General features: G+C 50.0%; 27 protein-coding genes. 7 read left to right on the plus strand and 20 right to left on the minus strand.

Going from position 1 to position 24,889, the window contains the following annotated elements; genetic code table 11:
• The first annotated feature begins 52 nt into the window (after window positions 1–52).
• The 3 genes from F556_RS35400 (at window position 53) to pdxR (ending at window position 3,341) form a co-directional block, all read left to right on the plus strand.
• Complete coding sequence (locus F556_RS35400; RefSeq protein ID WP_020620244.1) at window positions 53–1,369, plus strand: response regulator; 1,317 nt, start codon at window positions 53–55, stop codon at window positions 1,367–1,369.
• 88 nt (window positions 1,370–1,457) lie between these two features.
• Complete coding sequence (locus tag F556_RS38650; protein ID WP_157272985.1) at window positions 1,458–1,805, plus strand: hypothetical protein; 348 nt, start codon at window positions 1,458–1,460, stop codon at window positions 1,803–1,805.
• Between the two features lie 81 nt (window positions 1,806–1,886).
• Window positions 1,887–3,341, plus strand: coding sequence for a MocR-like pyridoxine biosynthesis transcription factor PdxR (gene pdxR / locus F556_RS0127595; RefSeq protein WP_020620245.1), 1,455 nt, complete (start codon window positions 1,887–1,889; stop codon window positions 3,339–3,341).
• A gap of 61 nt (window positions 3,342–3,402) precedes the next feature.
• On the opposite strand, the gene F556_RS0127600 is transcribed toward pdxR, so the two are convergent.
• Together F556_RS0127600 and F556_RS0127605 are read right to left on the minus strand one after the other, a co-directional pair.
• Window positions 3,403–3,600: a hypothetical protein gene (locus F556_RS0127600; protein WP_026297531.1), complete on the minus strand. Its 198-nt coding sequence runs from the start codon at window positions 3,598–3,600 to the stop codon at window positions 3,403–3,405.
• Between the two features lie 101 nt (window positions 3,601–3,701).
• Entirely contained in the window at window positions 3,702–4,664 is a 963-nt protein-coding gene (locus F556_RS0127605) for an acetylxylan esterase (protein ID WP_026297532.1), read from the minus strand.
• 768 nt (window positions 4,665–5,432) lie between these two features.
• Here F556_RS0127605 and F556_RS0127610 point away from each other — a divergent pair.
• Entirely contained in the window at window positions 5,433–6,803 is a 1,371-nt protein-coding gene (locus F556_RS0127610) for an FAD-dependent oxidoreductase (protein WP_020620248.1), read from the plus strand.
• A 486-nt stretch (window positions 6,804–7,289) separates the two neighbouring features.
• On the opposite strand, the gene F556_RS0127615 is transcribed toward F556_RS0127610, so the two are convergent.
• The 18 genes from F556_RS0127615 to F556_RS35410 form a co-directional block, all read right to left on the minus strand.
• Window positions 7,290–7,994 (minus strand): glycoside hydrolase family 73 protein, encoded by a 705-nt coding sequence (locus F556_RS0127615; protein ID WP_020620249.1) that lies wholly within the window; start codon window positions 7,992–7,994, stop codon window positions 7,290–7,292.
• Complete coding sequence (locus tag F556_RS0127620) at window positions 7,981–8,256, minus strand: phage holin family protein (protein ID WP_020620250.1); 276 nt, start codon at window positions 8,254–8,256, stop codon at window positions 7,981–7,983. The genes F556_RS0127615 and F556_RS0127620 overlap by 14 nt, the downstream gene beginning before the upstream one ends.
• A gap of 13 nt (window positions 8,257–8,269) precedes the next feature.
• Complete coding sequence (locus F556_RS0127625) at window positions 8,270–8,695, minus strand: hypothetical protein (RefSeq protein ID WP_020620251.1); 426 nt, start codon at window positions 8,693–8,695, stop codon at window positions 8,270–8,272.
• A gap of 97 nt (window positions 8,696–8,792) precedes the next feature.
• Window positions 8,793–10,124 (minus strand): hypothetical protein, encoded by a 1,332-nt coding sequence (locus F556_RS0127630; RefSeq protein ID WP_020620252.1) that lies wholly within the window; start codon window positions 10,122–10,124, stop codon window positions 8,793–8,795.
• A 7-nt stretch (window positions 10,125–10,131) separates the two neighbouring features.
• Window positions 10,132–10,749 carry a YmfQ family protein gene (locus F556_RS0127635; RefSeq protein ID WP_020620253.1) on the minus strand — a complete coding sequence of 206 codons (618 nt, stop codon included), beginning with the start codon at window positions 10,747–10,749 and terminating at the stop codon, window positions 10,132–10,134.
• Complete coding sequence (locus F556_RS38655) at window positions 10,749–12,791, minus strand: hypothetical protein (protein WP_020620254.1); 2,043 nt, start codon at window positions 12,789–12,791, stop codon at window positions 10,749–10,751. The genes F556_RS0127635 and F556_RS38655 overlap by 1 nt, the downstream gene beginning before the upstream one ends.
• A 1-nt stretch (window position 12,792) precedes the next feature.
• Window positions 12,793–13,854 carry a baseplate J/gp47 family protein gene (locus F556_RS0127645; protein ID WP_020620255.1) on the minus strand — a complete coding sequence of 354 codons (1,062 nt, stop codon included), beginning with the start codon at window positions 13,852–13,854 and terminating at the stop codon, window positions 12,793–12,795.
• A gap of 1 nt (window position 13,855) precedes the next feature.
• Entirely contained in the window at window positions 13,856–14,245 is a 390-nt protein-coding gene (locus F556_RS0127650) for a DUF2634 domain-containing protein (RefSeq protein WP_020620256.1), read from the minus strand.
• The gene (locus tag F556_RS0127655) at window positions 14,235–14,555 is read right to left on the minus strand and encodes a DUF2577 family protein (protein WP_020620257.1); all 321 of its coding nucleotides are present in this window, start codon (window positions 14,553–14,555) and stop codon (window positions 14,235–14,237) included. Before F556_RS0127655 ends, F556_RS0127650 begins: the two co-directional genes overlap by 11 nt.
• A gap of 32 nt (window positions 14,556–14,587) precedes the next feature.
• On the minus strand, window positions 14,588–15,580 hold the full coding sequence (locus F556_RS0127660; protein WP_020620258.1) for an XkdQ/YqbQ family protein: 993 nt from the start codon (window positions 15,578–15,580) through the stop codon (window positions 14,588–14,590).
• Between the two features lie 19 nt (window positions 15,581–15,599).
• Window positions 15,600–16,241 carry a LysM peptidoglycan-binding domain-containing protein gene (locus F556_RS0127665; RefSeq protein WP_020620259.1) on the minus strand — a complete coding sequence of 214 codons (642 nt, stop codon included), beginning with the start codon at window positions 16,239–16,241 and terminating at the stop codon, window positions 15,600–15,602.
• Window positions 16,241–18,409, minus strand: a complete 2,169-nt coding sequence (locus tag F556_RS0127670) for a phage tail tape measure protein (protein WP_020620260.1) — start codon at window positions 18,407–18,409, stop codon at window positions 16,241–16,243. Before F556_RS0127670 ends, F556_RS0127665 begins: the two co-directional genes overlap by 1 nt.
• 253 nt (window positions 18,410–18,662) lie before the next feature.
• The gene (locus F556_RS0127675) at window positions 18,663–19,094 is read right to left on the minus strand and encodes a phage tail assembly chaperone (protein WP_020620261.1); all 432 of its coding nucleotides are present in this window, start codon (window positions 19,092–19,094) and stop codon (window positions 18,663–18,665) included.
• A 19-nt stretch (window positions 19,095–19,113) separates the two neighbouring features.
• Entirely contained in the window at window positions 19,114–19,575 is a 462-nt protein-coding gene (locus F556_RS0127680; RefSeq protein WP_020620262.1) for a phage tail tube protein, read from the minus strand.
• Window position 19,576: 1 nt separating this feature from the next.
• A complete protein-coding gene (locus tag F556_RS0127685) occupies window positions 19,577–20,893 on the minus strand; it encodes a phage tail sheath family protein (protein ID WP_020620263.1) in 1,317 nt (438 codons plus the stop codon).
• On the minus strand, window positions 20,894–21,007 hold the full coding sequence (locus tag F556_RS39340; RefSeq protein WP_483823570.1) for a YqzN/YkzM domain-containing protein: 114 nt from the start codon (window positions 21,005–21,007) through the stop codon (window positions 20,894–20,896).
• A 64-nt stretch (window positions 21,008–21,071) separates the two neighbouring features.
• Complete coding sequence (locus F556_RS0127695; protein ID WP_020620265.1) at window positions 21,072–21,476, minus strand: phage tail terminator family protein; 405 nt, start codon at window positions 21,474–21,476, stop codon at window positions 21,072–21,074.
• A gap of 209 nt (window positions 21,477–21,685) precedes the next feature.
• Window positions 21,686–22,378 (minus strand): sigma-70 family RNA polymerase sigma factor, encoded by a 693-nt coding sequence (locus tag F556_RS35410; protein WP_020620266.1) that lies wholly within the window; start codon window positions 22,376–22,378, stop codon window positions 21,686–21,688.
• 216 nt (window positions 22,379–22,594) lie between these two features.
• Between F556_RS35410 and F556_RS36695 the strand changes: the two genes are divergently transcribed.
• From F556_RS36695 to F556_RS37395, 3 genes are all read left to right on the plus strand, one after another.
• Complete coding sequence (locus F556_RS36695; protein WP_169447651.1) at window positions 22,595–23,605, plus strand: LexA family protein; 1,011 nt, start codon at window positions 22,595–22,597, stop codon at window positions 23,603–23,605.
• A gap of 63 nt (window positions 23,606–23,668) precedes the next feature.
• A complete protein-coding gene (locus F556_RS0127710; protein WP_020620268.1) occupies window positions 23,669–24,490 on the plus strand; it encodes a class I SAM-dependent methyltransferase in 822 nt (273 codons plus the stop codon).
• Between the two features lie 64 nt (window positions 24,491–24,554).
• The gene (locus tag F556_RS37395) at window positions 24,555–24,797 is read left to right on the plus strand and encodes a hypothetical protein (RefSeq protein WP_083938152.1); all 243 of its coding nucleotides are present in this window, start codon (window positions 24,555–24,557) and stop codon (window positions 24,795–24,797) included.
• Window positions 24,798–24,889: the final 92 nt, after the last annotated feature.

Genomic DNA, 24,889 nt, shown 5'->3' on the forward strand with positions numbered 1-24,889 from the left:
GATGGGTATAGAAAGAAAGATATGTTTAACGGATGTGGAGCGTGAGAGAGCGATGAAACTTTTGATAGTAGACAACGAAGAGCGTGCCCGCAAAACGATCCACCAGCTGGTTAAGTGGGAGGAATACGGCATCGAACAGGTGCTAGAGGCCGATAACGGACTGACGGCCAAAGACATCATCATGCGCGAGCATCCTCAGCTGATTCTGATGGATATGATGATGCCGCAGATGAATGGTGTCGAGCTAATGAAATGGGTGCATGAGCACGAGCCTACGATCAAGTTCGTCGTCATCAGCGGACACGACGATTTTGATTTTGTTCGCAGCACCATGCGCTACGGCGGCATCGACTACTTGCTCAAGCCGGTCGAAGCCAAGGTGCTGAGCGCTGCCCTCAGCAAAGCGGTGACGGCTTCGCTGCGTGAGCAGCAGGAACGGCAGATTCGGGAACGCCAGCAGCCGCAAGGCAGTCGGTTCATGCCGATGTACGCAGACAAATTGCTGTCTGGCCTGGTTGACGATCCGACCCATCACGAATCGACGATGCGGATGCTCAAGGACGAATGCGGGCTGCCTGAATCGTTCGACACGGTCGCTGTCGCCCTTCTTGAAGTGGACAGCAGTGACTACAAGCTGTTTCAACGTTTTGGCAATGACGCCGACCTGCTGTACTTTGCCCTTCTCAACATTTGCAACGAATTCCTGCAACCGCGGCAGCTCGGCACGGCCTTCCGGCATCCCGGCGAAGCGGGTGAAATTACCCTGATGGTGTGGGACGCCAAGATGAGCCTGACCGTCCTGATGAACGAAATCAATGAAGGCCTGTATACCACGCTGCAGCGCCGCATGCACTTCGGGATCAGTCCGCGCGGTACCTTCCCGTCCGATGTGCCCCAGCTGTATCGGCAAGCAGTAGATGCTCTGCGGGCTCGCAATCTGCTGGAAAGCGACAGCTACATCCATCATGCCCGACCTGATGGAGAAGGTGGCAGCGGCCTCGGTGACGCCCCGGACTTTGCAGCGTCTGCCAAGGACTGGGAGCTTGCCGTTACCAGCGGCCAGCACGAGCTGATCGCCATGGCAGTCGAGGCCTGGATCGGCAAGCTCAAGAAATGCTCTACCATCACCATGGCTCAACTGGAGGCTTATGATGCGGCGATCTCCGGCTTACAAACCCGCATGCTGGAGCACACCGCAGGCGCGCAGGCGCCGGAGCTCTATGCCCAGCTGGAGCAGGAGCAACGCACGCATGCAGCATCACAGTCTGCCAGCCCCGGCTTCTCTCTGATGGCCCTGCAGGACCGCTGGCAGCGTATGCTGATCCGGCTCTCGCAAAAGCTGCTCACCCACCAGCGCCACCAGCGTTAGCTTCGTTGTCTTCGCTCTGTCCCGGCTTGCCGGGGCAGGGCTTTTTTGTGAGTGCTGGCCCGCCGGGCGGGCCGAGGATAGGACCGGCTTGGCTATTATGGCCGAGGGCGGGACGGGCAGGGAGGCTATGGCCGAGGGCAGGTGCTGTAACACACCTTTCTTCCTCTATTTGCTCGCACCTCCCCCGTTCACCCAATGCAACACACCTTTCTTCCTCTATTCGCTCGCATCTCCAGCCTCCGCCCACTGTAACACACCTTTCTTCCTCTATTCGGTCGCCACTCCACCCTCCGTCCGCTGTAACGCACCTTTCTTCCTCTATTTCCTTGCATCTCCGCCGTCCGTCCGCTGTAATACACTTTTCTTCCTCTATTCAGCCGCTCCCCCGACTACTCAACTGATCAAAACACACCTTCTCTCCCGCTCAACCGCTTGAAACTTCGCTCCGTACATGGTATCGTGGCTTTGTTTGTCCTACATATGTCTGCCTCATCCCCATAAATTAAGGAGGTCCCTCATGTGGAAGCCTGACCGTGACAGCGGGACACCATTATATGAACAAATCGCCGATCATCTGGAGCGGCGCATCTCCTACGGTGAGCTGCCACCCGGGACCCAGCTTCCGTCCGAACGCAAGCTGGCTGAGCAGCTTGGCGTGAATCGCAGCACCATTATCCAGGCTTTTGCCGAGCTGCGGGCGATGGGTATTCTGGAGAGCCGGACGGGCAGCGGCACGCGCGTCAGCCTCAGCAAGTGGGGCGCCATCCCCAAGCATACACCGAACTGGAAACGTTACGCCGAGGGCGGCAGCTTCCTTCCCAATCCGCCGTTTATGCGCCGAATCCGGGAAGTGCTCAGTCAGCAGGAACTTATTGATCTGGCGAGCGGCGAACTGGCGGCCGATTTGGCACCTACCGACGAGATTGCCACATTGATGAGTGAGCGGCGCTTTTCATCCTATCTCGGCTATGACCATCCACAAGGGTATCTGCCACTACGACAGGCGCTGGTTGGTTTTTTGGAGACCCATCGCGGGCTGCAGACGACGGAGTCGTCCATCCTCATTACCTCGGGATCCCAGCAATCCCTGTATCTCATTACTCAATGCCTGCTAGCACCAGGCGATGCCGTGGCTGTCGAGGATCCTTCATATTGTTACTCGCTCCCGATGTTTCAATCGGCTGGACTGCGGTTGTTCCGTTTGCCCGTAGATGAAGAAGGTGTACATCCGGATGATCTCCGTGAGGTGTACCGGATGCACCGCATCAAGATGGTTTTTCTCAACCCCAATTATCAAAATCCTACGGGGACCGTCATGTCCGAAGCCCGTCGCAAGGCCGTGCTGGAGGTGGCGAGCGAGCTGGCGCTGCCGATTGTGGAGGATGATCCCTTCAGTCTGACAGACTATAATGGAGCCCCTCCGCCGCCGTTCAAAACGTTAGATACTGCCGGCTCTGTATTGTATATTGGCTCGCTCTCCAAAATTGCCGCTTCCGGACTGCGCATCGGCTGGATGGTCGCTCCACGGACTGTCGTGGAACGGCTGGCTGATGCCAGGCAGCAAATGGATTTCGGGCTTAGCATTATCCCTCAAGAAATCGCTGCCCGTTTTCTGCGATCAGAAGCCCTCTTGCCACATCTTGACCGGCTGCAGGTAGAGCTGCACTACAAGCGGGATCTGCTTATTGAGGCACTGCGCCGGGAACTCCGTCCTGAACAGATTGAATTCTTCATCCCCGAGGGCGGCTTGCATTTATGGTGCAAGCTCCTGCCTCCCGTCCATGATGGACGTCTGCTGGAAGCCGCCATCAGGCGCGGAGTCGTATTTGTGCCCGGTAGCGTCTACGGCTCCGAGTCCGGTTATGTCCGTTTCACCTTTGCCAGGCCGGATGCGGCTGATATTGGTCCAGGCATCGCTGCCTTTGCCCAAGCCCTGAACGATGTGCAGGCTTCCCAAGACACCAACAACTGATCAAAAACACCAAAAAGCCGTCCCGTCGCATACGCACGGAACGGCTTTTATGGCAGAAGAGTCAATTCAAAAACCACAGAATTCCCACCACGACAAGAACACTTGCTACATAAATGGCGCTCAGACGAAGCCATTTGCGGCCGGTGTTTTTCATATAGCGTGAATCCGTTTGCTTGTTGCTGTTTGATTGCCCTATGATAATGGTCGCGACTGCGCCGAGGACAACCAACACGATTGCCGTGATATGAAGCCATTGCATACCCATCACCTGCCCAACCTACGAGTTATACATCTCTGATTATTATAGGCGCCTTGGCGCAGGAGCACACCACCCAATTGCCGGCCGCTTGGCCCAACCAATCATTGTTGATCATTTTTGCGCATGAAGGTTACCTGCTTGCGCAGGTGATCACCACTCGTCGCATGACCGTTAAACGGGTAAATCTGCATCTGCTTCGGTGCGTCCAGCCGGTTATAGAAAGCGAAGATTGTCTCCGGCATACAGATAGGATCCTTCAGGCTGACCGAGACAAAGGTGGGGACCGTCAGGCGTCTGACCAGATTAATCATATCAAAATAGCTCAAGGTCCGCAGGACCTCCTCCAACCGCTCCGGCTGCCGCGAGACAAAGCTGGCCGCTTCGATCAGCGAGCCCTGCGAATGGTAAATCCCGTAATCCATGTGGCACATATTAGGAATGTCGGCAACCACCTGGCTCGGAATGTCACTAAGCGCACCTGTAATTAATGCCAAGCCGCCGCCTTGACTGCCGCCCATGACGGTAATGCGGCTGGCGTCCACCTCCGGCTGTGCTGCAGCCCATTCTACCGCGCGGATCGCATCGACCGTGATGGCCTGGTAGTAGCTGCCTTTGGGATGGAGCAGTCCTTGTGTCATCCAACCCGACGTTTTACCATGGTGCTGAGCTAGCAAATTTCCAGTATCGCCGCTCTGACCACGAACATCAATGGCAAACACCGCATAGCCCATCAATAGCCAGGCTGCGTATTGCTCCGGATTGCCTTTACTTCCATGATAGCCGTGATACATGACCACACAAGGCAGCCCCTTGCCGCCCTCCGGCAATCCAAACTTCGGCAACACGTACCAGCCGTGAATCGGCGTATCATCGTAGCCTTCGTAAGTAACCTTGTACACTTCCATATGGTCAGACAGACTTTCCTGTGCTTCCCGGCGATCATTGAGCGGCCGGGCAGCAGCCGTCTTCAGTGTCTCTTCCCAAAACTCCCCTAAATCTTCCTGTGACGTTTGCGGGGCTGAATAGTTCTCCAATTCCGCAATCCGTTTCGCTACAAAACTCAGCGTCATCCATTCCTTTCCCTAGTCCGGCGGGCGAGCGAATTCATCGAAATATTGATGGTACGCAGTGGTGCTGCTCCCCACATCAGGTTATTTTAATCCCCACAATACCCGCTGATTCCACTTTTGTAAAGGCTTTTATGGGCGATCTTGGTTGTCAGAGTCTTTGGTGGAGGGGGCGGATGGTAGGGTTAGGCTGGACTCTGGGAGTTTGTGAATTCGTTCACAAATCGGTCACGAGCCCCATATGATTGTGAAAAAAATCACGTTAGCCTATTGCACTCCGTTTGAATTCAGTATATAGTTAACTCATCGCCACACATTGTGAATTAAATCACGTGAATTAAATCACAAGTCTTAAGCTTAACGACTACCTTGCCCCTGCTCTAACGAAACTAAGCAGCGCTAACTGAGCTTATTGGGGAGGATTTCACTTCTAAGGAAACTAGAGCACGTTATTCATTCGTTCTTGTCGTTTCAAACGAGTAATTCGCCAGAATAAGAATACTGAGTTTCGTATGGCACTGAAATCGTAAGGTTTTGTGCAAGATAACGATATGAGGTTTCATTAGATTCCGTTTACAACACACCTTTACACTAATACTCACTGATAATTACTATCTTGGCATTTATCCAAGCAATTGAATGACTTTCTAACGCAACCCAATTGACTTACTAACACTAACGCACCCCAAGTTTGTGAATTAATTCACGAAACAACACTAACCAACTATGTGAAATAAATCACGATATCCTAAGGAGGAACTTTTTATGAAGACAACTAAAATCGCCGTTATCGGCTGTACCCATGCAGGCACCGCCGCCGTCACCCAACTCGCCCAGCAGCACCCCGACGCCGAAATCACCGTGTACGAGCGGAATGACAACATCTCGTTCCTGTCGTGCGGAATCGCACTAGCCGTGGGCGGTGTGGTCAAGGATGCCGAGCAGTTGTTTTACGCCACACCGCAGCAGCTCGAAGGCATGGGCGTGAAGATGCGGATGCGCCACGAAGTACTCGGGGTAGATGCCCAGGCCAAGACTTTGACCGCTCGCAGCCTGGAGGGTGACAACATCATCACCGACACGTATGATAAGCTCGTCATGACCACTGGCTCGTGGCCCATTATTCCGAAGATGAATGGTATGGACCTCGACAATATCCTGCTCTGCAAAAACTACGGTCATGCAAAAACGATCATGGCCAAAGCCACGGACGCCGAACGCGTTACCATTGTGGGAGCCGGATACATCGGGATCGAATTGGTTGAAGCTTTTGAGGAGATGGGCAAGCAAGTAACGCTGATCGACAACATGGACCGTATTCTTTGCAAATACCTCGACCAGCCGTTCACCGACCCGCTGGAAGCTGAACTGAAGCGTCGTGGCGTGGAGTTGGCGCTGGGCCGGAGTGTGGAAGCTTTTGAAGGCGAGGATGGCCAAGTACGACGGGTGATCACGACCAATGGTACACTAGAGACTGACCTAGTTGTGCTCTGCATCGGCTTCCGTCCCAACACCGAGTTGTTGAAAGGGCAAGTCGAGATGCTGCCAAACGGCGCGATCATCGTCGACGAGTATATGCGCACCAGCAACCCGGATATCTTCGCTGCAGGCGACAGCTGTGCCGTTCATTACAACCCGACCGGTGCGATGGCCTACATCCCGCTCGCCACCAATGCAGTCCGTATGGGTACCCTGATTGCCCGCAACCTGATGCAGCCGACCATCCGTTACATGGGCACGCAAGGCACCTCGGGGCTGAAGCTGTATGACTACAACTTAGCTTCGACCGGAATGACGGTTGCAGCCGCTGCAGCCGCCGGATTGGATGTCCAGGAGCTGACGCTGCGGGACCATGACATTCCAGAGTTTATGCCGCACTACGAGCAGGTGCTGATCCGACTCGTTCATGAAACAGCTACAGGCCGCATCGTCGGTGGTCAGATCCTCTCGAAGGCAGACCTGACTCAACAAATCAACACCCTGTCGGTCTGCATCCAGAACGGCATGACCGTCGCCGAGCTCGCCTTCGTCGACTTCTTCTTCCAACCGCACTACAACAAGCCTTGGAACCTGCTCAACCAGGCTGGCTTGCAGGCGATGGCCGCAATGGATCATCGGGGGAAAGTGAAGGCTTAATGTGAGGGGATGGGGAGAAGAAGAGCGGATTTAATGCGCGATGACTAGCGGGATAAAGTACAAGTTTAATACGGTGATGTCTAATTGGAATGAGTTACAGGCAAATACGTAATGCGTAATCGGAGGAGAAAACAAGCAGATTACGCGATAGGGAATCGAGAATTATGTAGAAAGCTCGGGATCGTCGGTGGACGGTCCCGGGCTTTTTGGTTGTGTGGGGAGTTACTGTGTTGGGAGTGGTCTGGGTAGGGAGCGAATGTCGTGGATTCGAAAAACCGACCTTATTTACCCTCGATCGGGCTGCGACAGCTCAATAAGCTCGAAATTTCATATACATTTGAGTAGTTTGGTAGCAAATCGCTGAATTAAATGCGAAAAATCGTGTTATTGTTTGTGCCTACGGGTATACTATCTTCTCGCGCTATACTAACAGCTTACGGGGTTCGATAGCTTGAACGGCGGTTGGTCGAGATCATTTGTAACGGTTTATTTGCTTTTGCCGATGAATTGACTGCGGTGCACTACCGCCAGCATCCGGAAGAAATCATAACTGCCGCGCACCGGCGTCTCGATAACTCCTTGCTTAACCGCAGCATCCACCGCTCCCTGTGCCCAGGCCGGGACCGCACTATCGTGTGATTGTTCCAGCTGATGCAGCCGCTGTTCCAGCCGCTGGAGCTTCGCTTCCATCGCTTGCTTTTCGCTCAAGGTCCATTCCTCCTCTACCTCATCATAGCCCCGCAACTTCTCATCGCGAATAATTGTGATAAGTTTATGGGCATAGTTCGGATCCGTCGCATAGCCGCAGACCTGCAGCATCTCCGCTTGCGCCTCGGGTGTCATCGCCCGCCGCACCCGCTCGTAGCGCGGCAGCCGGAACAACAGATCCTGATCCATGTAAAAGTCATAAAGCGTATCATACGCCCGAAACGCAGCCTGAATATCTACCCGCTTTCCGTCGTAGACTTCCCAAGTGCCTTTGTAGACCACCCCGCCCCGCCAGTAAGCGTTGGGGGAGCCGCTGCCCACCTTAATTCCGCCAAGATTGTTCCAGGGATGCAGCACTCCGCCGGTCTCCAGGATGTTCTGCGCCAGCCGCACCGACGGAAAGATCGCCGAGCCGTCTCGCCGAGCCTTCTGCACAATGGGGGCCAGTTTTGCTACAAACGCCTTGCGACTAAGTCTGACCATCGCGTACGCCCTCCCGGCCCTGCTTCACCACTTCGTAGCCGTATACTGCGACAGCCCCACAAAGAAAGCCTTGCAGCAGCTGCAAGGCCCCGAAGCCGAGAATCCAGATTGAAAACCCGACACTAAACATCGTAACTACATAGACGATCGCCCAATTCGGTACCTTTGGCGTCTGCTTGAGGATATACCCCAACGTCCAACAGGCTACCAGTACCACAAGCAGCGCCGGGTCCAGCACCTCTTGCACCACATCCCATTCCATGGCTTGTCCCTCCTTATCGAATAAAATTAATGCCAAACACATAAGCGACAATAATAAAGATCGTGCCGCCCAGGACATACTGGAGGAAGGTCATCCAGGACTTCAGGGTGGTCTGGCGCTCCAGCGCCCCTTCCGTCTGGGCGGCTTTGATCAGCTCGGCATTATCCCGCTGCAACTGCTGCATCCAGCTAAAAAGCTTGCTCTCCAGCTTGTCGATTTTCTCGCCGAAGCGGTCGTATTGTTGTTGGAGACTACGCGAGATTTCTTTAAGCTCCCGTAGCTCTTTCTCGTGACGCGCTCCAGCCTTTTCAATTAGCTCAATTCTCGCTTGTACAGTTAGATACTCTTGAGCGGCTCTCAACATCTCAGCTTGCACAGCCTGGATATGCTCCTCGACCTTCTGCAGTCGCTCCACGGTGTCCTTGCTGATCAACTCCATGCCTTCACCTCCCTATTATCTATACAAAGTTATTAATGGTTTAAGAATAATAGAATAAATCAAATAGTATTTGTATTTTTCATTAAATGCAATGACTTTACTTTAACGCTCCCCGTATTAAATAATGAATTGGAGTGTAATGTTGAGCCATAACTCTTATCTCCACGTGAATGGTGCTTTTGAAAGGAATTGGTTTCGATCCTATTGACACTCCTTGTCCTAAGCTCACGTTAGGATATTGTAGTCTTGGTGCTAAATCGCCAATTAGTCCATAACGACTAACTGTACTTGGTGACGCAGTATTCATGCCCCAACCATTAACTCTTTGATTGTTTCCTGTAGCATAAGATAAGGCACTTTGTTCAATATAGCCAATCGGCATATGTGAAGAAGAGTTGCTATTCGGACGTAAATTTGTCGAGTAAAGCGTAACAACCCCATCAATTTTTATTCTTATCTCTCTTTCAATTGCTAATGAATGATCCGAATACATTGAATCTATAACAGCTACACTAAGTTCACCTTCTCCAGAGACTTCCCATATTGTCCTCCAAATACTTGGAGTCATATCGGAAAAGTTGTTAATAACTTCAATTGGAGAATAGTTCTCACTCCCCATGCTGAACCACCTCGTTCCATCAAAATATTCCAACTGTCCATTCTGTAGCCTCATAGGCACGCTACCCGTCAACTTATCAATCGCCTGCTTCGTCCGCTGCGGCGTCATATACGCTGTACTCGCTGTCCCCGCCTCAGCCTGCGCCTGCGTCGCAACCGCATAGTTCTGCACGCTCGCGAGGCCCACGTCCGTCTTCGTTAGAGCTACCGCACCCGTGCGCCCAGCCACACTTGTTACTGTATTGGGCTGCGCCCCAGCCGTAATCCCATCCAGCTTGCTCTTATCGCCTGAACTCATCAACCCATTCGCACCCGTCGTCGCCACCGAAGTGCCCGCCTTGGCGTTCCACGCGGCTTTCTCAGTGTCACTGACGAAGCGGTTGTTCGCGTCCTGGCTGATAATTGAAGCTGGGTGGTTTGCAGGATGCACATAGTTGTTAGCACCTGCAGCGATCCCGTCCAGCTTGCTTTTGTCACCGGAGCTCATGAGTCCGTTTGCGCTGGTTGTGGCGACGGAGGAGCCGGCTTTGGCATTCCACGCGGCTTTCTCGGCATCAGTGACAAAACGGTTGCTTGCATCCTGCGTAATAATAGAGGCCGGATGGTTGGCAGGATGGACATAGTTATTCGCACTCGCCGCGATGCCGTTGAGCTTGGCTTTGTCAGCTGCTGCCATTCGGCCGTTCACTGTGGGAGAAGCGACACGGGACACCTCAGAGTCGAGGATGTCCATGTTGTCGTTCAGGTCGTTGATATCAACGATATCCGTGCCTTCCGGTTTTTTGAGATTCAGATTGCCTGTCGTTTGCATGTTCAATTCACGCTCCTTCAAATACTTTTAAATCATTCCATGTTTTAACTCTTGCCTGGGACCACGTTAGACTCTGAAGACTCTCCCACCAGGTGTAGGTATAAACGAAATCGTAAGAGAGGTGAGCCGGCTTTATTTCCTCAATCGTTTGGATCAGTCCAGCCATGTTCGGTGGGATACCAAGCTGACCAACAAATCGGATGAGGAAATGATATGCTTCCATAGATTGCTCAACAATTACATCCCCACCCGAAAAGGTGGAGGCTATACGTTGAATCATGGCCGAAGTCGTCGTACCTGAACCTTGCATCTTTGCCTTGATGATCTCCCGCCGAGTGGCTGTTAGCTGGGAAGGGTCGGTGGTTAGCCCAAACTCTTTTTCCCATCGATCCAGTCCCCAGGTGGTCGTATCTATATAGAGCTGATCCATGATATTCTCTAAATCTTCAATCAATAATTGAAGTTCCTTACCAATCGAGTCTTGGAGAAGCTGAAAATCTAGGACCTCGGTGTAGTAAGAAGGTAAATATGACATCAAGTTAATTCCTTGTCGTGGTGGGTTATCACCTTCTTCAGAAATTGCTGTGAATAGAACCGTACCGTAAAGCTCTTTACCGTACGTCACTATGCATCACCTCTTAACTGCGCCCAAGTGAGTGCCCCTTTGTGAATGACGTTGTCCGCGTATGCCAGTATTTTCGGACTCCCCCAGCTGGTCGCCCCTTGTGTAGCCTGGTAATGTCGGATAGTCATGGTTGACTTGTCAAATACAAGAGCATTGACCAAACCGCCGGACGAGTCTGTATAAGTGTTTAGTACCAGCATGTCTTGATAGACACTGTTGCTTCCACCCGTCATGCCTCCAAGTGAAGTAAATACAGCTTCGGCATATCCTTTTACTGTGTCCACAGGTTTACGGTCGCGATCATCAATTCTTTGCAGGCGTGCATGATCATGCGCATTTGGCGCAAACGTGGCAGGCTTGCCGCTTACTCCTAACCAAGGAACTGTATCCGCCGCCTCTGCTGCGTCAATCTTACCGTTATCATTCGTGTCGTAGACAGATTTCGTCATGTCACCGTAACCTGCGCCTCCTAATTGAGACTGAGTTACGAACGTTGATGAGATCCGGTTGTCCGGGATCTTACCAACGGCATCCAGCTCAGCATACCCGTTAGCGGCACCCCGACGGCTGACATTTTCGGGTGTAAAGCCAAGTGCTGCCTGTTTTGCATTCCAAGTAGTTCGTTCAGCTGCTGTGATATGCCTGACAGCATCATTAGCGTGACTATCCACTTTTGACTGAGCCCCGGTTATCGTCTCTTTACTGTTCCAGTTCGCTTTCTCGACGTCGCTTACGAAACGATTACCTGCATCTTGTGTAATAATGGATGGCGGGTGGTTAACAGGATGTGTGTAATTGTTTGCCCCGGAAGCTACGCCGTCAAGCTTGGTCTTGTCTACTGCGCTCATGAGTCCAGATGTAGCAGATGTCACAATTGCTGTGGACGCCTTGGCATTCCAGGAATTACGCTCCGCAGAGGATAGGTGCCGAACACCGTCCTCGATGTGAATGTTGAGCTCTGATTGGGCATTATCTGCCTTATCAATAGCACTAGCCACTGCAGTAGCGACTGTATCTACCTCTGCTTTGCGGGCAATATCATCAGCTGCTGCTGGAGCTGCAACCTTAGCCCGTCCCGAGCCGTCACGCTTAAGCAGCGTCCCGGCTGTAGCCACATGAGTAGCTTCATCTAGCAAGGTTTTGATCACTTCTAACGTGATACTTGGTAGCGACCTCCAGTTGGCCCCGCCGGTGATTGCCTTCATTGCATGTGCAAGCCCCCCGAGCAGACCTGAAAGCGTCCCTGTATCAGAGATCGCCGCTGTTGTATCGCTGATGGTGCGATTACCAATTACGGCATCGGTGGCGCTGCCTGATGTTCCCGCACGAGCTGCAATACCGGCTAGCTTTGTCTGTTCCACTGTCGTATAGTCTTCTGTTGACAAGCCCTTTCCGATTACCTTATCCACCTTAGACGCTAGCTGGGTGGTCATAGTGCCAGCGAAATCAGGATCATTGTTCAATGCTTCGGCAATCTCCTGAAGCGTATCTAGCGCATCTGGAGCCGCTCCAATGACACTCTGGATCCGAGCATCCGTTTGTTCTCGGGTATAAGTCGTCGCCTTGTCGGCCTTTGTCAGCAGCTGAGAATCAACGTAAGTTTGATCGGACTTACTTCTCTCAGCCGTCTCCAGCCGTTGGCGGGTATCGCTAACTAGCGAATCATTAGAGGACTTATAGCGCTCTACCTCAATTTGTGTCGATGTAACTGCTGTTTGCAGCTCGTTTACATCGTCGGCCTCAACCGTATCACCTGGCGTTTCGTAAGTAACGTAAACCTCCGCCTCGCTGGAGAAGATGCGTATGAGTCGCCGCCAAGGTGTGTTGCTGGGGACAGAGATTGTCCAGTTTGTAATCTGCTCACCGGTCAAACGAGGACCAGTATATACACGAATGGTTTGATTATTAATATTGTCGTGACGTAGCGGTCCGTTGTAACTCCCGTCAATAACTTTTAGTTGTTCTTCAATAACGTAAGGGTTACCCGTTGGATTTTTATTAAGTCTCTCGTAGAATACATCGATTTTGTTTGGATACGCCATGTCACACCTCCAAGTCCACAATACCGATTATTGGGACCTCGTCGTCAGCCAATGCTATGTTAGCTGATGAACTTTCATTAAGTGTCAATTCGGAATAATCCAGTATACCCTCGGTCGCTAACAGCAGCGAACCAATAACCGGCAAACTAACATAAGTGGCACTAAACGAGGCCTTTTGCCGCCATTCTTCTAATTGGTTCAAAAAATTATCCGTAACCATTTGCAGACCATATCCCGGTGCCAATATTACCTTTGCCGAGAAATCAATAATTTTCCCTTTCGCAGACGCCACGGTAACATGAGCGCCGATTGGTGCTTGACCTTCACCTTTTCCTTTTTCAGGATCGATGTAATTTTGCACCTTCTCTACTAATTCTTTATTTGCAGGCGCCATATCTGCACCTACTATCAGTACCATGACTGTACCTGGCCCTTCCCAAAGAGGAGTTACTTTTACACCACCTACACCCGCCACTGAGCGAGCCCAATGTACATAATGAGCCTTGTTGCCGCTTGTTGCAGGTTGCTTGGCGTCGTCTAAATAACGTTGGCGAAGCGCATCATCTGTCTCCTGGTCTGATCCAGGTATGAGCACCTCTCCCAATCTAGCTGTTGCTAACCCGTCAATATAACCGATTGGTAACAAATCCCCAAAATATTGATTTCCCTTATTGCCCGCTTCCTCCACTTGCAGTCGATAAGCACCATCAGCAGTTTGATCCAGCACAAAAAAGTTTAGACCACCTCCAGAGAATCTCTCTCCAGGAGCCACAGGTAACAGTAGTCCAGATCTATCACGGAACTCGGCCTTACGTATAGCAGGTGTTGCAGGGTGTCGAATAATTCCTCTCTCGGAGGCACGACGAGTCAAGTATTCACCACCTGCAGTGTCAACAAAATAAAGTTCTTGATTCACATCAAGCTGTGAATACAATTGAGCCATTTCTATGCCGGCTGGTGCCATCGCATCAAAAATGATACTGCCTGGTCGCTTGTCGATACTGTCAGGTATGCGGTCCATCATACGTCGCAAGATTACTTCATAGGTTTGATTTTCATACAACTTATATCACCTCCTGAATTGGCGTTGAGCCAAATATAGTATCTACGACGAATTTCAAGACGAGGCTATCATTGCTTCTTGAGAATTCAAAATTGTAAATTCGTGTAATTCTTTCATCATATATAAGTGCCTCTGTTATTGTACGAGCAAGCTCACTCTCCATAAGATCGTTGTTGCTTACACCGATTGCATTGTGCTCCGAACCGTAACTATCAGGATAAATCATGTGAGCATAACGTGCTGTGCGAAGGGTCTTAAAAACGTATTGTTTAATGGTTTCAGACCCTTCAATTATGCCCTTAAACTTTCCGGTTCTAAAATCAATGCCGTAGGTCCTTGTAGTCTGAGGCTGACCTTCAAATATTTCAGGGTACTTAATGTCAGGTTCCATAGGTCACCACCCGATCTAAAATAAAAAATGATTGCCCGCCTTGTAAGGCAGCAACCATGATTCGATCTCCAACTTTTAATTGATTGTTGATTTGAAGTACTGCCATTTGTCCATTAATATTAAATTCATGAGAGGTTACGCCGAGATGCTCCGCCACAAGCAAAAACTCTCGCGGATAGGTTCGTTTAATATCATCACCCAGGCGGACCGACAGTTCCGGAGGAGAAGTGACCACCACTCCTTCCAGGAGTCTCAACGGCTTACTGGTACGAACAGACTCCGCAACAATTGATTTGATCGTCTCATACACCTCTTATCGCCTCCCTTAGGTGTGTCACAATGTTAGTCGCTATCGATCGGTTCTTCAGCAATATCAGGTAGATCATCTGTCTCGGTCAACGTTAGATTCATTGAATAATCGTTGCCTTCAAAGCTATGAGAATCATCATCTACGTAGTATCCTTTTTTTATGCCGAGCTTGGGGACGATAACATGAATACCAGAACCAGCCACGACATCAACGATACCCAACGACTGCAATGTGAAAGTCCTATTGATTTTTCCACGCTCACTAAGCATTTGTACCGCTCGTTGTTGTAACTGAGCCTTGTTGAGCTTATCAAATACCATCTCATTAAGCTGCAAAACGCCGAATCGCGACTGTAAAAGCTGGCTGTCGGCAACGGCGGTGATTGATTCTTCCTCATCGCCTGATCTGAGTTTCACCCTGGAAACCGTCTCCTCAATTGAAGTGGAATAATTAAAATCTGTAAGATTTACTCCTTCTTGGATAATCCACTTATGGACATTCTCAACATTCTCAATTAACTCTACCTTACCAATCCGCGATCGAAGCGTGTAGCGTTGACCTGTAGATTTAAAAGTGCTGTCTAAAGCCGATAGAACCATGTCATAAAGAGTATCATCTTCGCTGACTTGTCGCGGTTTGACATACCTTGTATCAGAAATTTTGCCTATCTGCAACTGAAAGTCGTTACATATCTGATGAAGAATTTCACTGGCCTTTTTGTTGACGAATGTATAGGTGTCTGAGTTATTAACCAAGTAATATAGGTTATCATAAGCAGTCCAAGAGAGCGATCCGTCTGAACGGAAGTCTCGAGTGAATACGATACCGCGAAATAGTTCCTGGCCCTTCCAGCGAAAGATGACAGCATTACCTTCCTCAATTACATTTGTGCGACCAGAGGTTTGCGTTATGGTCATATCAACTTGAATCGACCTAGGGGCTCTATATTTTGCGCCACGCCACTCCACTCGACTTACAGGTAAGATGTAGTTCCCATCTTGACGAGTCACCCATATCTCAATCATATTTTCTCACCTCAATTTACTACTTGGGCAGATATAACACTTTTCCGATCTGGATGGTATATGGCGCTTTTATACCATTTAGCGCGGCAATCTCTTTATACCTTGTCCCATCTCCAAGCTGACTCTGGGCAATTTTCCATAAGCTATCTCCAGCTTTTACAGTATAGCTGCTTGGAGAACTTTGATCGCCCGGCCGGTTACTGTCGTCTCCTGTTGTAAGCTCCCCATAACCAGCGTGATCTGGGCTGAGTTTTCTCGGCTTTATCATTCGATATTCTTTCAGGGTTAGACTAAAGTTCAACCCATCTTCGCCCGCTCGTTCTGAAACTGAGAAATCATCGATCGTCGCAGCGTAATTAATAGGTGTCCTGGTTATGATGAACCGAACAGGTATACCGCTCCGACGCCATCGTTCTATTGTATTCCGCACAACCCAAGGGGATGGAAGGTTTCTGTATGCACAGTAAGGCCCCCATACTTTTGGAAGGAAGCTAGAAAACTCAAAGGTCAATAACACAGGATCTTGGATGATACTGATTTCGCCTAAGCCAGCCACATTGACGCTTGTGTTTTGGCTACCTGATTCAATAGAAATCTCCTCAGGATTAACGGGAAGTTGCAACTGCTCTGCTCCATTGTTGAATTTAAACCAGAACTCCATTAGGCGTATACCCCCTTAGCAGAAGTAGACTGGCCATCACGTAATGCATTTTCTATCTTAGCCAAGACGGTGTTAGCGACACGTTCGGCGTCCTGATTATTACTATAATGATGATCTCCGCTTATTTGTACAATAATGCTTCCACTTGACGCGCCGCGACCTCCACCAGAAGCCATATTACGAATCAATTCAGCCTCCCGGCGTGGCAATACTGTCTCACCCTTGTGCAATGCAGCAGGATAATTGTCAAATGGGACATTAGATATGCCTTTTGCATGCTGATTAAGTTGAATAAATCCAGCACCACCCATCCATTTGGGAAGACCGAACTTAAAATCACCGCTCATTACTTGACTTGTTTGCTCTTTAAATACTTCGAAAGCCTCACCCATACGTCCCAGCATTCGATTGAAATCATCTAAAATATTTTTCAATCCATTTATGCGCTCACTAACAAAATTAAAATAACGATCCAACATTTCCATAATAGACTCCCAATTTTTCCATGCCTCCCATACAGCCCATACCACGGTAACAATTGTACCTATGACGGGCACTAGTCGAAGAGCGATACCAATCATCCTACCTAGAAAAGAAAATAAAGGTTTACCCCAGTTAATAAGAGCTATGAATCCTTTCGAAAGCCAACCAACAGCTGCCGTGACAGCGCTCACTGCAACTCGAACGTATTTTATTACCGTTCCCAAAGAGTTTAGTATTGGCCCAACAATTCTAACAACTCCCATAAGTAAAAATAAAGCCGATCCAACGATCTTCAAGATTGGCAATAGCCATTCCCAATTTTCAACAACCCATCGAATCCCATTGGCCAGAGTATTACCTAGGGCAACGCCAAGTTCAGTAACACTTGTTGAAAATTTGGCAATGGCCTCTTGTCCCTCTTTAGAAGACATCCAAGCATGTAGTTCCTGAAAGGCTGGAGCCACATCTTTCATAATAGCTTTACCGATATCTTCAAAAATTAAGAGTGATGCTCTCACTAAATCATTCATGACTGTGAACGGATTACTTTCACGCATTTGATTAAATTGATTGTTCAATTCTCCAGAAACCTCGGCGATGTTTGCTAACTCCCGAGCCATCTCAAGTATGGATACTTTATGTTCTTCAAAACCCGAGCCAAATAAATCCTTCCCTAATTTCTCTTGCTGCAGAGCATCCATCTTTGAAAACCCTGTAATCATTTCAGCCATAATAGCATGTTGTGGCACATTATCTGATTTAATTTGTTTTACGCGGTCCTTGCCTAATATATTCGCTAGAACCCCCGAGCTATCATCAGCGGTTGCTAAAGAACCCCACTCTTGAATAGCGTCGGCTAATAAACGATAATTATGGGCACCGGCTTTTTGACCAGCCACTAGACCGCTAGCTAATTGATCCGGTGAGATACCTAATTCAGCAAATGTGGCGGCGTACTCCGTGAGTGTCGGCATAAGATCCTTCGCCATATCACCACCGTTTTTGTGTACATACATTAGACTATCCAGTGTTTTTTCGAAATTTACTCCCATAGCATTTAAAAAGGTAGTGCCTACTTTTTCAATTTCACCATCTTTCATTGAAGGTATTAGAGAGTTAACCTTACTTGAAAGTAGTGCAGCCTCAACCAGACTGTCATCTCCTAAGTTTGTTTGCTGAGCTATAGCTGCGATAGATGAAACAACTTTTTCTCTCGAGGTCCCAGCATTATTATGATAATAAATTTCTTTCACCGAATCGCTGACAAAATCGTTGTTTAACCCTGTTATTGCCCCAGCCCTCGAATCCATTTCATAAGCTTTTGCTCCTGATTTATAGAGACTCTTGGTTGAATTAACACCAAAATCAGTTATGGCTACTGCCTTTTTATTAAGTGAGTCAAGTTCTTTACTAATTTTTTTTATAATTGGAGATGCACGATTTTTGATCCGAATTATCGGGGAAGTAACCTTAGACCTTAAGCTTTTCAGTAATTTGGAAACTGATTCGACTGTACGGGTTGCACGATCTCTTACTGATAATGTAAAAGGAGTACGGTTAAATTTTCTAACCATCGTATTAACTTGTTTAATGGAGTTAGAAAGCCGACGAAATCCCTTTAGTGGGTTTACCAACTTCCGACTAATTAAATCACTGAATTCAAAAGTAGCAGTGACTTTTGCCATACTCAAAACCTCCTAGACAACTTAAAAGAACCCCCGTAGGGGTCCAATACAGGAGTGATTGGAAGTGCCAATCTTCCGATACTCTTCTACCGCGATACTTTTGAAGCCTTCTCTTCATCAATAATGTACTTTTTAATACTAGCGTATATAAAGGCCCGGTGATGCGGGTCCATAACATAAAGATCATGCGGCAGTATCTTTAGCTTGTGGAGCGCCCAATGGGCGTACACGGCATCCCGATCACCGGACTCGATTAGTTTTTTGCGTCTTCGGTTAACTCGTCGAACTCTTCATCAAACCCATTAACACGTTGAACAGCATTGATCCATTCACCATATTCACCCGGAAGCGATAAAATCATTTTCACCACAGCTACAGGATCAGTTAAGCCATAGGATGCGAGTAATTCAGAGTCCCGAAACTCAGGGTAAATCGTTGACTCTACGCCAATACGGGCAATGAATCGTTTTTGGTCGAGCTCTCGATCAACCACTCGTCCTTTTCTTTTAATAGGCTTCGTGCATTCTTCCTGGAGCTCTTCGATTCGGTCGGTTGGGAGCGCTCGAAGGATAAAGGGAATAGGATTTCCTTCATCGTCCTTGTATCGTTTGGAGACAACTACCTCTTCATCCGGTACTGCTTTGGCTTTCCCTTTCATAAAGAAAGCCATATTTCTTTTGTCCATAGTTATTCCTCCCTCAGTATTATGGTCTAGGCGCCTTAAATGACTCCGTAATGACGACATCCTCAAACGTAAACTCCACTTCCTCCTCCAGCGTCTCCGCATCTGTGTCCAGCAGGGCCATGATGATGCTGTTCAGGTTGACGCCTTTGAGGGTGACGGATTGGCGGCCGACGCTCGACGACGGGTCCGCGTTGGTGATCATGACATCGAAGTAGGTGTCCTTGCCCGTCTTGATGTAGTCATGCATCATTTGACGGAACTTCGAGGTGACGTAGTAGACGGTCATGTTACCGGTACCGCTCCAGCCGATGGCTTTGTGCTGCACGCCGCGGCGGCCCAGTGTTTTGACCTCGGCCTTCTGCTTCTCGGCGGTCGCCTCGATTTTCTTGATGTAGAACATTTCCTCCACGACACCATTAATTGAAGCAAAAGCAGTACCTTCCTGACCGGTAATTGTATCCCGCGCTTTCAAGAATGCCATGTTACCTCACCTGCACTTTCATATAAATTTTTTCTACTGCATCGACTGGCTGCACATAAACGCTCATCACAACGGCATCGCTGTCGACGCCAGGCTCTACGATAACGTCTGTCTGAGCATCGAAATTCTGGATGGCTCCGAGCTCCAACAGATTCGTCAGATACGCATTGCACTCGTTGCGAAGCAGATTCCGACCGTCCGCCGTATTGTCCACTTTACCCAAGAAGAACGTTTCGAAGATGCGTTTAAAATCGTTGTTGATGCCATCCAGCACGCGGATGACCCGGTTTTTGCCGTAGGCCTTGCCCTTGCTTGGCGTGAAGCTGCGCAACGTGTTGATATCCTGCTCGACAACCGCACGGCCATGACTAGGCGTGAACAAAAACTCGCCATTGCGAAGCGCAGACTCGATCTGTGTATTCGTATACCGGGTATCGACGTCCACTGCGTCGTCGTAGCCCTGATAGGTGAGTGACTCATTCGGCTGTGAGCCGGCAATCGCGCCAGCTACCCAGGCTGTTGCTTCCGCTGCCGGAATGACCGATCCGTCGGACAACACGACCCCATTCTTGACGCTCACGACCCCTTCATGGTCAGCCGTCGGGTAATCCGACAGAACGACCTGAATCTTCTTGCCTTCCTGCTCACGCAGCCGGCTTGCAAAGCTGGCATAGACCGATTTGAGCTGTGGATCCGTAATGGTCACCGCCATGGTATGAAACTCCTGCAGCTCCACGGTTTCCAGATAGGCGGTGTGGTCGCTGTTCGTTACCGTGCCATTGGTGCCGCCGGCAAGCGGCAGACCAGCGATGGGCTCCAGCACGCCTTCACCACCGAAGACGATCCATTCGTTATCCAGAAGTGCTTCTGCGGATGTGACGGTCTGCGTATCGACGGCTGTACCATCCAGCAGTGTGGTCACGACAAAAGCGTCTGTTGTATCCACATCTGCTTGCACACGAACGACCAGATCATTGCCGCGTACCCCGCTGTATTTAGCAGTGAAAGTCAAATCGCCCAAATTGGCGACTGCCTTCGTCCCTTCATTCAATCGATAGAGCAGCAGGGTTTGCGCCCGCTTCAGACTCTCCCGCACCAGCTTCAGCTCCGGCGCAGCCAGTGAGTAGCCAAGCTTATGCTGAACATCCTCTCCTGCTGCGATACGCGTCAGTTTTTTAACCTCTCCCCATCCCAATACCAGCGCCATCGCAACAATGCCTCGCTCGCCTACACTGCCAAGCGGTCTTGGCTCACTTTCAAAATTGATATACACACCAGGTCTTACCTTATTTTGTGTGGTCCATGTTCCTCCAGCCATTTAGTTGGCCTCCCTTGTCATGAATTGATGAATGGCTTGCTCTGCTTCCTGCACAGTGCAGGAAGCCTGCGTCTTCAGGATGGCCTGCAGCACATCCTTGTTCCAACCGGCCATCGCTTGCGAGCGATGCAGCTGTTAGGGGCTGTAGTACGTCTCACATGTGGCCGTTGTTCGTTTCTTACGCATGCTTGATTCTTCCCTCCTGTGCCAGCTTGTCCATCGGCGTCTCTTCCCCGCGCTCCCGCATCACATGCATCTCATACTGCACGTACACATGGAGCTCGCCGTCTACCAGCTCGTGCCTCAGGCCGGTGCCCCGGCAGGGGAAGCCGTCCACCTCGATGTAGGCCAGCTCGTCCAGCAGTGCATCTGCCGTGTCGAGCAGCTCGTCCGGGGTCTCAGCTTTCAACTGGATGTCGAAGCCGAACGTTCGCCGATAACGGCGCCCGACCTCCCGCTTCTGGGTAACCGGGAACGGCTGCACATAAAAGTACGGAATCTCCGGCAGCGCGGGCAACTCGCCCTCGTAGAGGACGAAGCCCGGAAACCGTTCGCCGAGCGCGGCGAGGACGCCGTTCTTCATTTCCCTGATTGTTGCGATCTTACTCACCTCCCTGCGGCGCTTCAGAACGTTGCAACGACAACGGGCCATCCTCCTCACCTTTGAGAAGAATGACCCGCGCTTTGTTGTGTTCTTGTGTTCCGCTGAGCTCAGTATAGCATTATGCGAACATACGTTTCTATCTTTGTCTATTTTGTCCGCCGTGTCAGAAATGTCAACCGGATGCTTGATCACTCCGAATCCAGAAACTGCTTGTAAATATCCAGTGTCAGCTTGCGGATAATGGTCTGCCGGATCTCGTGCAGCCGCTGGCGGGAAACACCGATATGCTTGGCGATATCGTTCATGCGGTCGCCGGTCATTAGACAATCCAGCACTGTTCGTTCCCGCTCGTCCATGATCTTGTCGGAAGCCTGCGTGAAATCCTCCACCCGCTGCTTGAGCTCCACCAGCCGTTTGGCTGTCCGTTCGTATTGCATCTCCGAGAGTGACAGCTCGCCGACCTTGGCCCCCTTGCCCTTGGGCAGCGCCGCTTCAATACCGTACTGGGCCACCAGCCGGATATTAAGGGGGCCGATCTCTACGGCTGCCTTGGCTAGCACCTCCTCCAGCCTTTGGATTTCCCGCACGGTCCAACTGAAGTCCCGGAGCTCGGTATCTATCTTCTGCACGTATTGCATAATCGGCTCCAAATCTTGCTCTTCTGCGGCTGCTTTGTTAGCTACCGAGGCCTTCACCGAGTGGGTCAACCATTCCGGGCAGCTGTCGATCTGACCGATTGAGAGATTATGCACCCGACAAATACTCTTCTTTCCCCACACCGTGCCCGGACATTGCGAGCATACGGTATCCCGGCACTGTTCAGGCTCTATCGCCACTTCCGCCCTGTTGCCGTTCGTTATCTTGTCATGAATTGCTTTCATATACATCTACTCCTCTCTTGCCTTAAAGCAAGACTTTATTGTCTATATTCATATTCTCAACTAGACTACTTTGTCTAAGGGAAATATACCCTTTTCTTAGAATGGGTGTCAAGACTATTTTGTCTAGAAGAAAATATGATTTTGACATATTAGTCTAAATAAGATTACAATAATAGTAACGTTTAAAATCGAGCCCTTTGTATGGAGGAAGGAGGAATGAAGATGTCTTATGCGCGGCTGTTGAGTGACTACATCAAGCAGTCCGGAAAGACGCTGGAGCAGATCTCGCAGGAGTGTGCAGACCGCCAGATCACCGTACATCCAACTTATATTAGCAAGCTGCGCCTGGGCAAGCGTCCCGCGCCATCGCCTGAGATTACTCGAACATTGGCAGAGGTTGTAGATGGAGATGCAGCCTTGCTGATCGCGGAGGCCAATCTGGAGAAGCTGGATCCAGGACATAAAGAAATGTACGAGAACCAGGTCAAACAACGCATGCTAATTGATTTCACATTGGACAAAATTAGCCGTGACAAAAGTATTTTTCCGTTTGTGGCTGATGAACTGCACGCCTTACTTGAGCAATCTGCCGATCAACTGGCTTTCCTGCCGCCGGATGGCGCCTTGGAGGATAAGACAATGTTGAAGCAATACCTGGCGGATGGTCGCCACGATGCAGGGATCATTCGCAAGCTACTCGAGGAGCTCGATGACCTAGCCGGTACACCCAAGGTACTATTCGAGCGCCTCAAAGCCTCCACTTCCCGTTCAAGCATGGATTTAATGGAGGTCCTCACGCCCGGCGAACACGCCCTGGAGACCTATCCCGTCGGGCAGCCCATCAAAATTCCAATCATCGGCACGGTTACAGCCGGCCCTAACGGAACAGCGTATGAAGACTATGAGGGTGATGAGTGGACGGACGCCCAAGATGTGCGGGGCGGAGGATATTTCTATTTGCGGGTCAAGGGTGATTCTATGACTGGAGATGGCATCCTGCCCAATGATTTGGCGCTCGTCCGCGAGACGCCAGAGGTTGAATATGGAGATATTGCAGTGGTGCTCGTGGATGGTGAGGAAGGAACAATCAAGCGGGTCTACAAGCTGGACGACGGCATCATGCTGCAATCCTCCAACCCCGCTTATCCGCCGCGTATTTTTAGAGGCAATGAACTGGAGAAGGTCCGAATCGTCGGCAAGGTCAAACAGACGATCCGGCGTTACTAGTTATAATAGAGTTCAAAAAGTTCGGTTATCAGCGAACTACCTTTTGAGTGAAGGAGCTTGCCCATGAGTAGAGAAGGCCATGTTCAAAACAACGTCGACCGTTTCTCAGGTTTTCAGGATACCTATGACACCCATCGCCCTGCAGCCCCGCCTATTGTTGCCGATATCATCACCGGTTATCTGGGAGACCCTCTCGCATTGGTGGCCGATGTTGGTTGCGGCACGGGACTCTCTTCGTTTCTGTGGCAGGATCGAGCGGGACGGATTATTGGGATCGAGCCGAATGACGACATGCGCAGCATCGCTGAACAACGGGTGGCAGAGCATCAGCTGCAAAATCAATTCACCTTTACGACAGGCTATTCGCATGAGCTGCCACTAGACGCCAACTCGGCTGATGTCATCACCTGCTCACAATCGTTTCACTGGATGGAGCCGGTCAGCACGCTTCGGGAGTTCGCAAGAGTATTGCGCCCAGGCGGCGTCTTCGCTGCCTATGACTGTGACTGGCCGCCGACTGTGGAGTGGCAGATCGAAGCTGCGTATGATGAGCTCCATGCGGCTGCCGACGAGATTATCGGCAGATTGGATACGCCAGAGCGTCTCGTCAATAAATGGGATAAGTCTGGTCACCTTGCCTCTATTGAGAACAGCGGACTGTTTCGTTTCACCAAGGAAATTGTATTTCACCACATGGAGCCATTCCACGCGGACCGTCTGATCGGGCTTCTCCTCAGCCAGGGTGGGCTGCAAACCGTATTCAAACTCGGCTCCAACGAGCTGGATGAGCGACTGGCCGCCTTCTCCTCGCGTGTTCACGAGTATTTTGGCACAGCGACCAAGCCAATCATGCTCAGCTATCGAATGCGCATAGGGATCAAATAGAGGCATACCGGGTTTACTTATATGACCTTAATCTCCGCTGTCTGCTGTAGAAGGGGGATTTGAATTGGCACGATTCCAATGTAAGTGCGGTAAAATATTGTCTAATACCCAGTGTCCAAATGAAATCGAACTTCATGTTTTCTCAGACTTTCAGTATGAAGAAATAACAACTTTAAAGCCTGATGAGTATGGATATATAAATTTGCCTGAAACCCTTTTTGATGTTTGGAGATGTCCTACATGTGAAAGAATGCATATTTTTGATGGTGCAAAGCTTGTAAAGACCTACAAGATTGAGACAGAATAAGGCTCTTAGAAAACTTCGATTTAGCCTGGCCTCATTCTCCAGATGAAACAAAAAGCCGGCAGAATCTGCCGGCTTCACTGCTGCACTTACTT

This window comes from Paenibacillus daejeonensis DSM 15491 (assembly GCF_000378385.1).
Taxonomy (GTDB): Bacteria; Bacillota; Bacilli; order Paenibacillales; family Paenibacillaceae; genus Paenibacillus_D; species Paenibacillus_D daejeonensis.

Bases quoted from the DNA above. Each gene is read 5' to 3' on its own strand.
- F556_RS39340 (WP_483823570.1), bottom strand. From the start codon at position 21,007: ATGGCCGGTTGGAACAAGGATGTGCTGCAGGCCATCCTGAAGACGCAG.
- F556_RS0127625 (WP_020620251.1), bottom strand. From the start codon at position 8,695: ATGGAGTTGATCAGCAAGGACACCGTGGAGCGACTGCAGAAGGTCGAG.
- F556_RS36695 (WP_169447651.1), top strand. From the start codon at position 22,595: ATGAAGATGTCTTATGCGCGGCTGTTGAGTGACTACATCAAGCAGTCC.
- pdxR (WP_020620245.1), top strand. From the start codon at position 1,887: ATGTGGAAGCCTGACCGTGACAGCGGGACACCATTATATGAACAAATC.
- F556_RS0127630 (WP_020620252.1), bottom strand. From the start codon at position 10,124: ATGCAAACGACAGGCAATCTGAATCTCAAAAAACCGGAAGGCACGGAT.
- F556_RS0127675 (WP_020620261.1), bottom strand. From the start codon at position 19,094: ATGGACAAAAGAAATATGGCTTTCTTTATGAAAGGGAAAGCCAAAGCA.
- F556_RS0127610 (WP_020620248.1), top strand. From the start codon at position 5,433: ATGAAGACAACTAAAATCGCCGTTATCGGCTGTACCCATGCAGGCACC.
- F556_RS0127600 (WP_026297531.1), bottom strand. From the start codon at position 3,600: ATGCAATGGCTTCATATCACGGCAATCGTGTTGGTTGTCCTCGGCGCA.
- F556_RS0127660 (WP_020620258.1), bottom strand. From the start codon at position 15,580: ATGATTGAGATATGGGTGACTCGTCAAGATGGGAACTACATCTTACCT.
- F556_RS0127680 (WP_020620262.1), bottom strand. From the start codon at position 19,575: ATGGCATTCTTGAAAGCGCGGGATACAATTACCGGTCAGGAAGGTACT.
- F556_RS0127670 (WP_020620260.1), bottom strand. From the start codon at position 18,409: ATGGCAAAAGTCACTGCTACTTTTGAATTCAGTGATTTAATTAGTCGG.
- F556_RS0127710 (WP_020620268.1), top strand. From the start codon at position 23,669: ATGAGTAGAGAAGGCCATGTTCAAAACAACGTCGACCGTTTCTCAGGT.
- F556_RS0127620 (WP_020620250.1), bottom strand. From the start codon at position 8,256: ATGGAATGGGATGTGGTGCAAGAGGTGCTGGACCCGGCGCTGCTTGTG.
- F556_RS35410 (WP_020620266.1), bottom strand. From the start codon at position 22,378: ATGAAAGCAATTCATGACAAGATAACGAACGGCAACAGGGCGGAAGTG.
- F556_RS38655 (WP_020620254.1), bottom strand. From the start codon at position 12,791: ATGGCGTATCCAAACAAAATCGATGTATTCTACGAGAGACTTAATAAA.
- F556_RS0127665 (WP_020620259.1), bottom strand. From the start codon at position 16,241: ATGGAGTTCTGGTTTAAATTCAACAATGGAGCAGAGCAGTTGCAACTT.
- F556_RS0127685 (WP_020620263.1), bottom strand. From the start codon at position 20,893: ATGGCTGGAGGAACATGGACCACACAAAATAAGGTAAGACCTGGTGTG.
- F556_RS0127695 (WP_020620265.1), bottom strand. From the start codon at position 21,476: ATGAAGAACGGCGTCCTCGCCGCGCTCGGCGAACGGTTTCCGGGCTTC.
- F556_RS35400 (WP_020620244.1), top strand. From the start codon at position 53: ATGAAACTTTTGATAGTAGACAACGAAGAGCGTGCCCGCAAAACGATC.
- F556_RS0127615 (WP_020620249.1), bottom strand. From the start codon at position 7,994: ATGGTCAGACTTAGTCGCAAGGCGTTTGTAGCAAAACTGGCCCCCATT.
- F556_RS0127650 (WP_020620256.1), bottom strand. From the start codon at position 14,245: ATGGAACCTGACATTAAGTACCCTGAAATATTTGAAGGTCAGCCTCAG.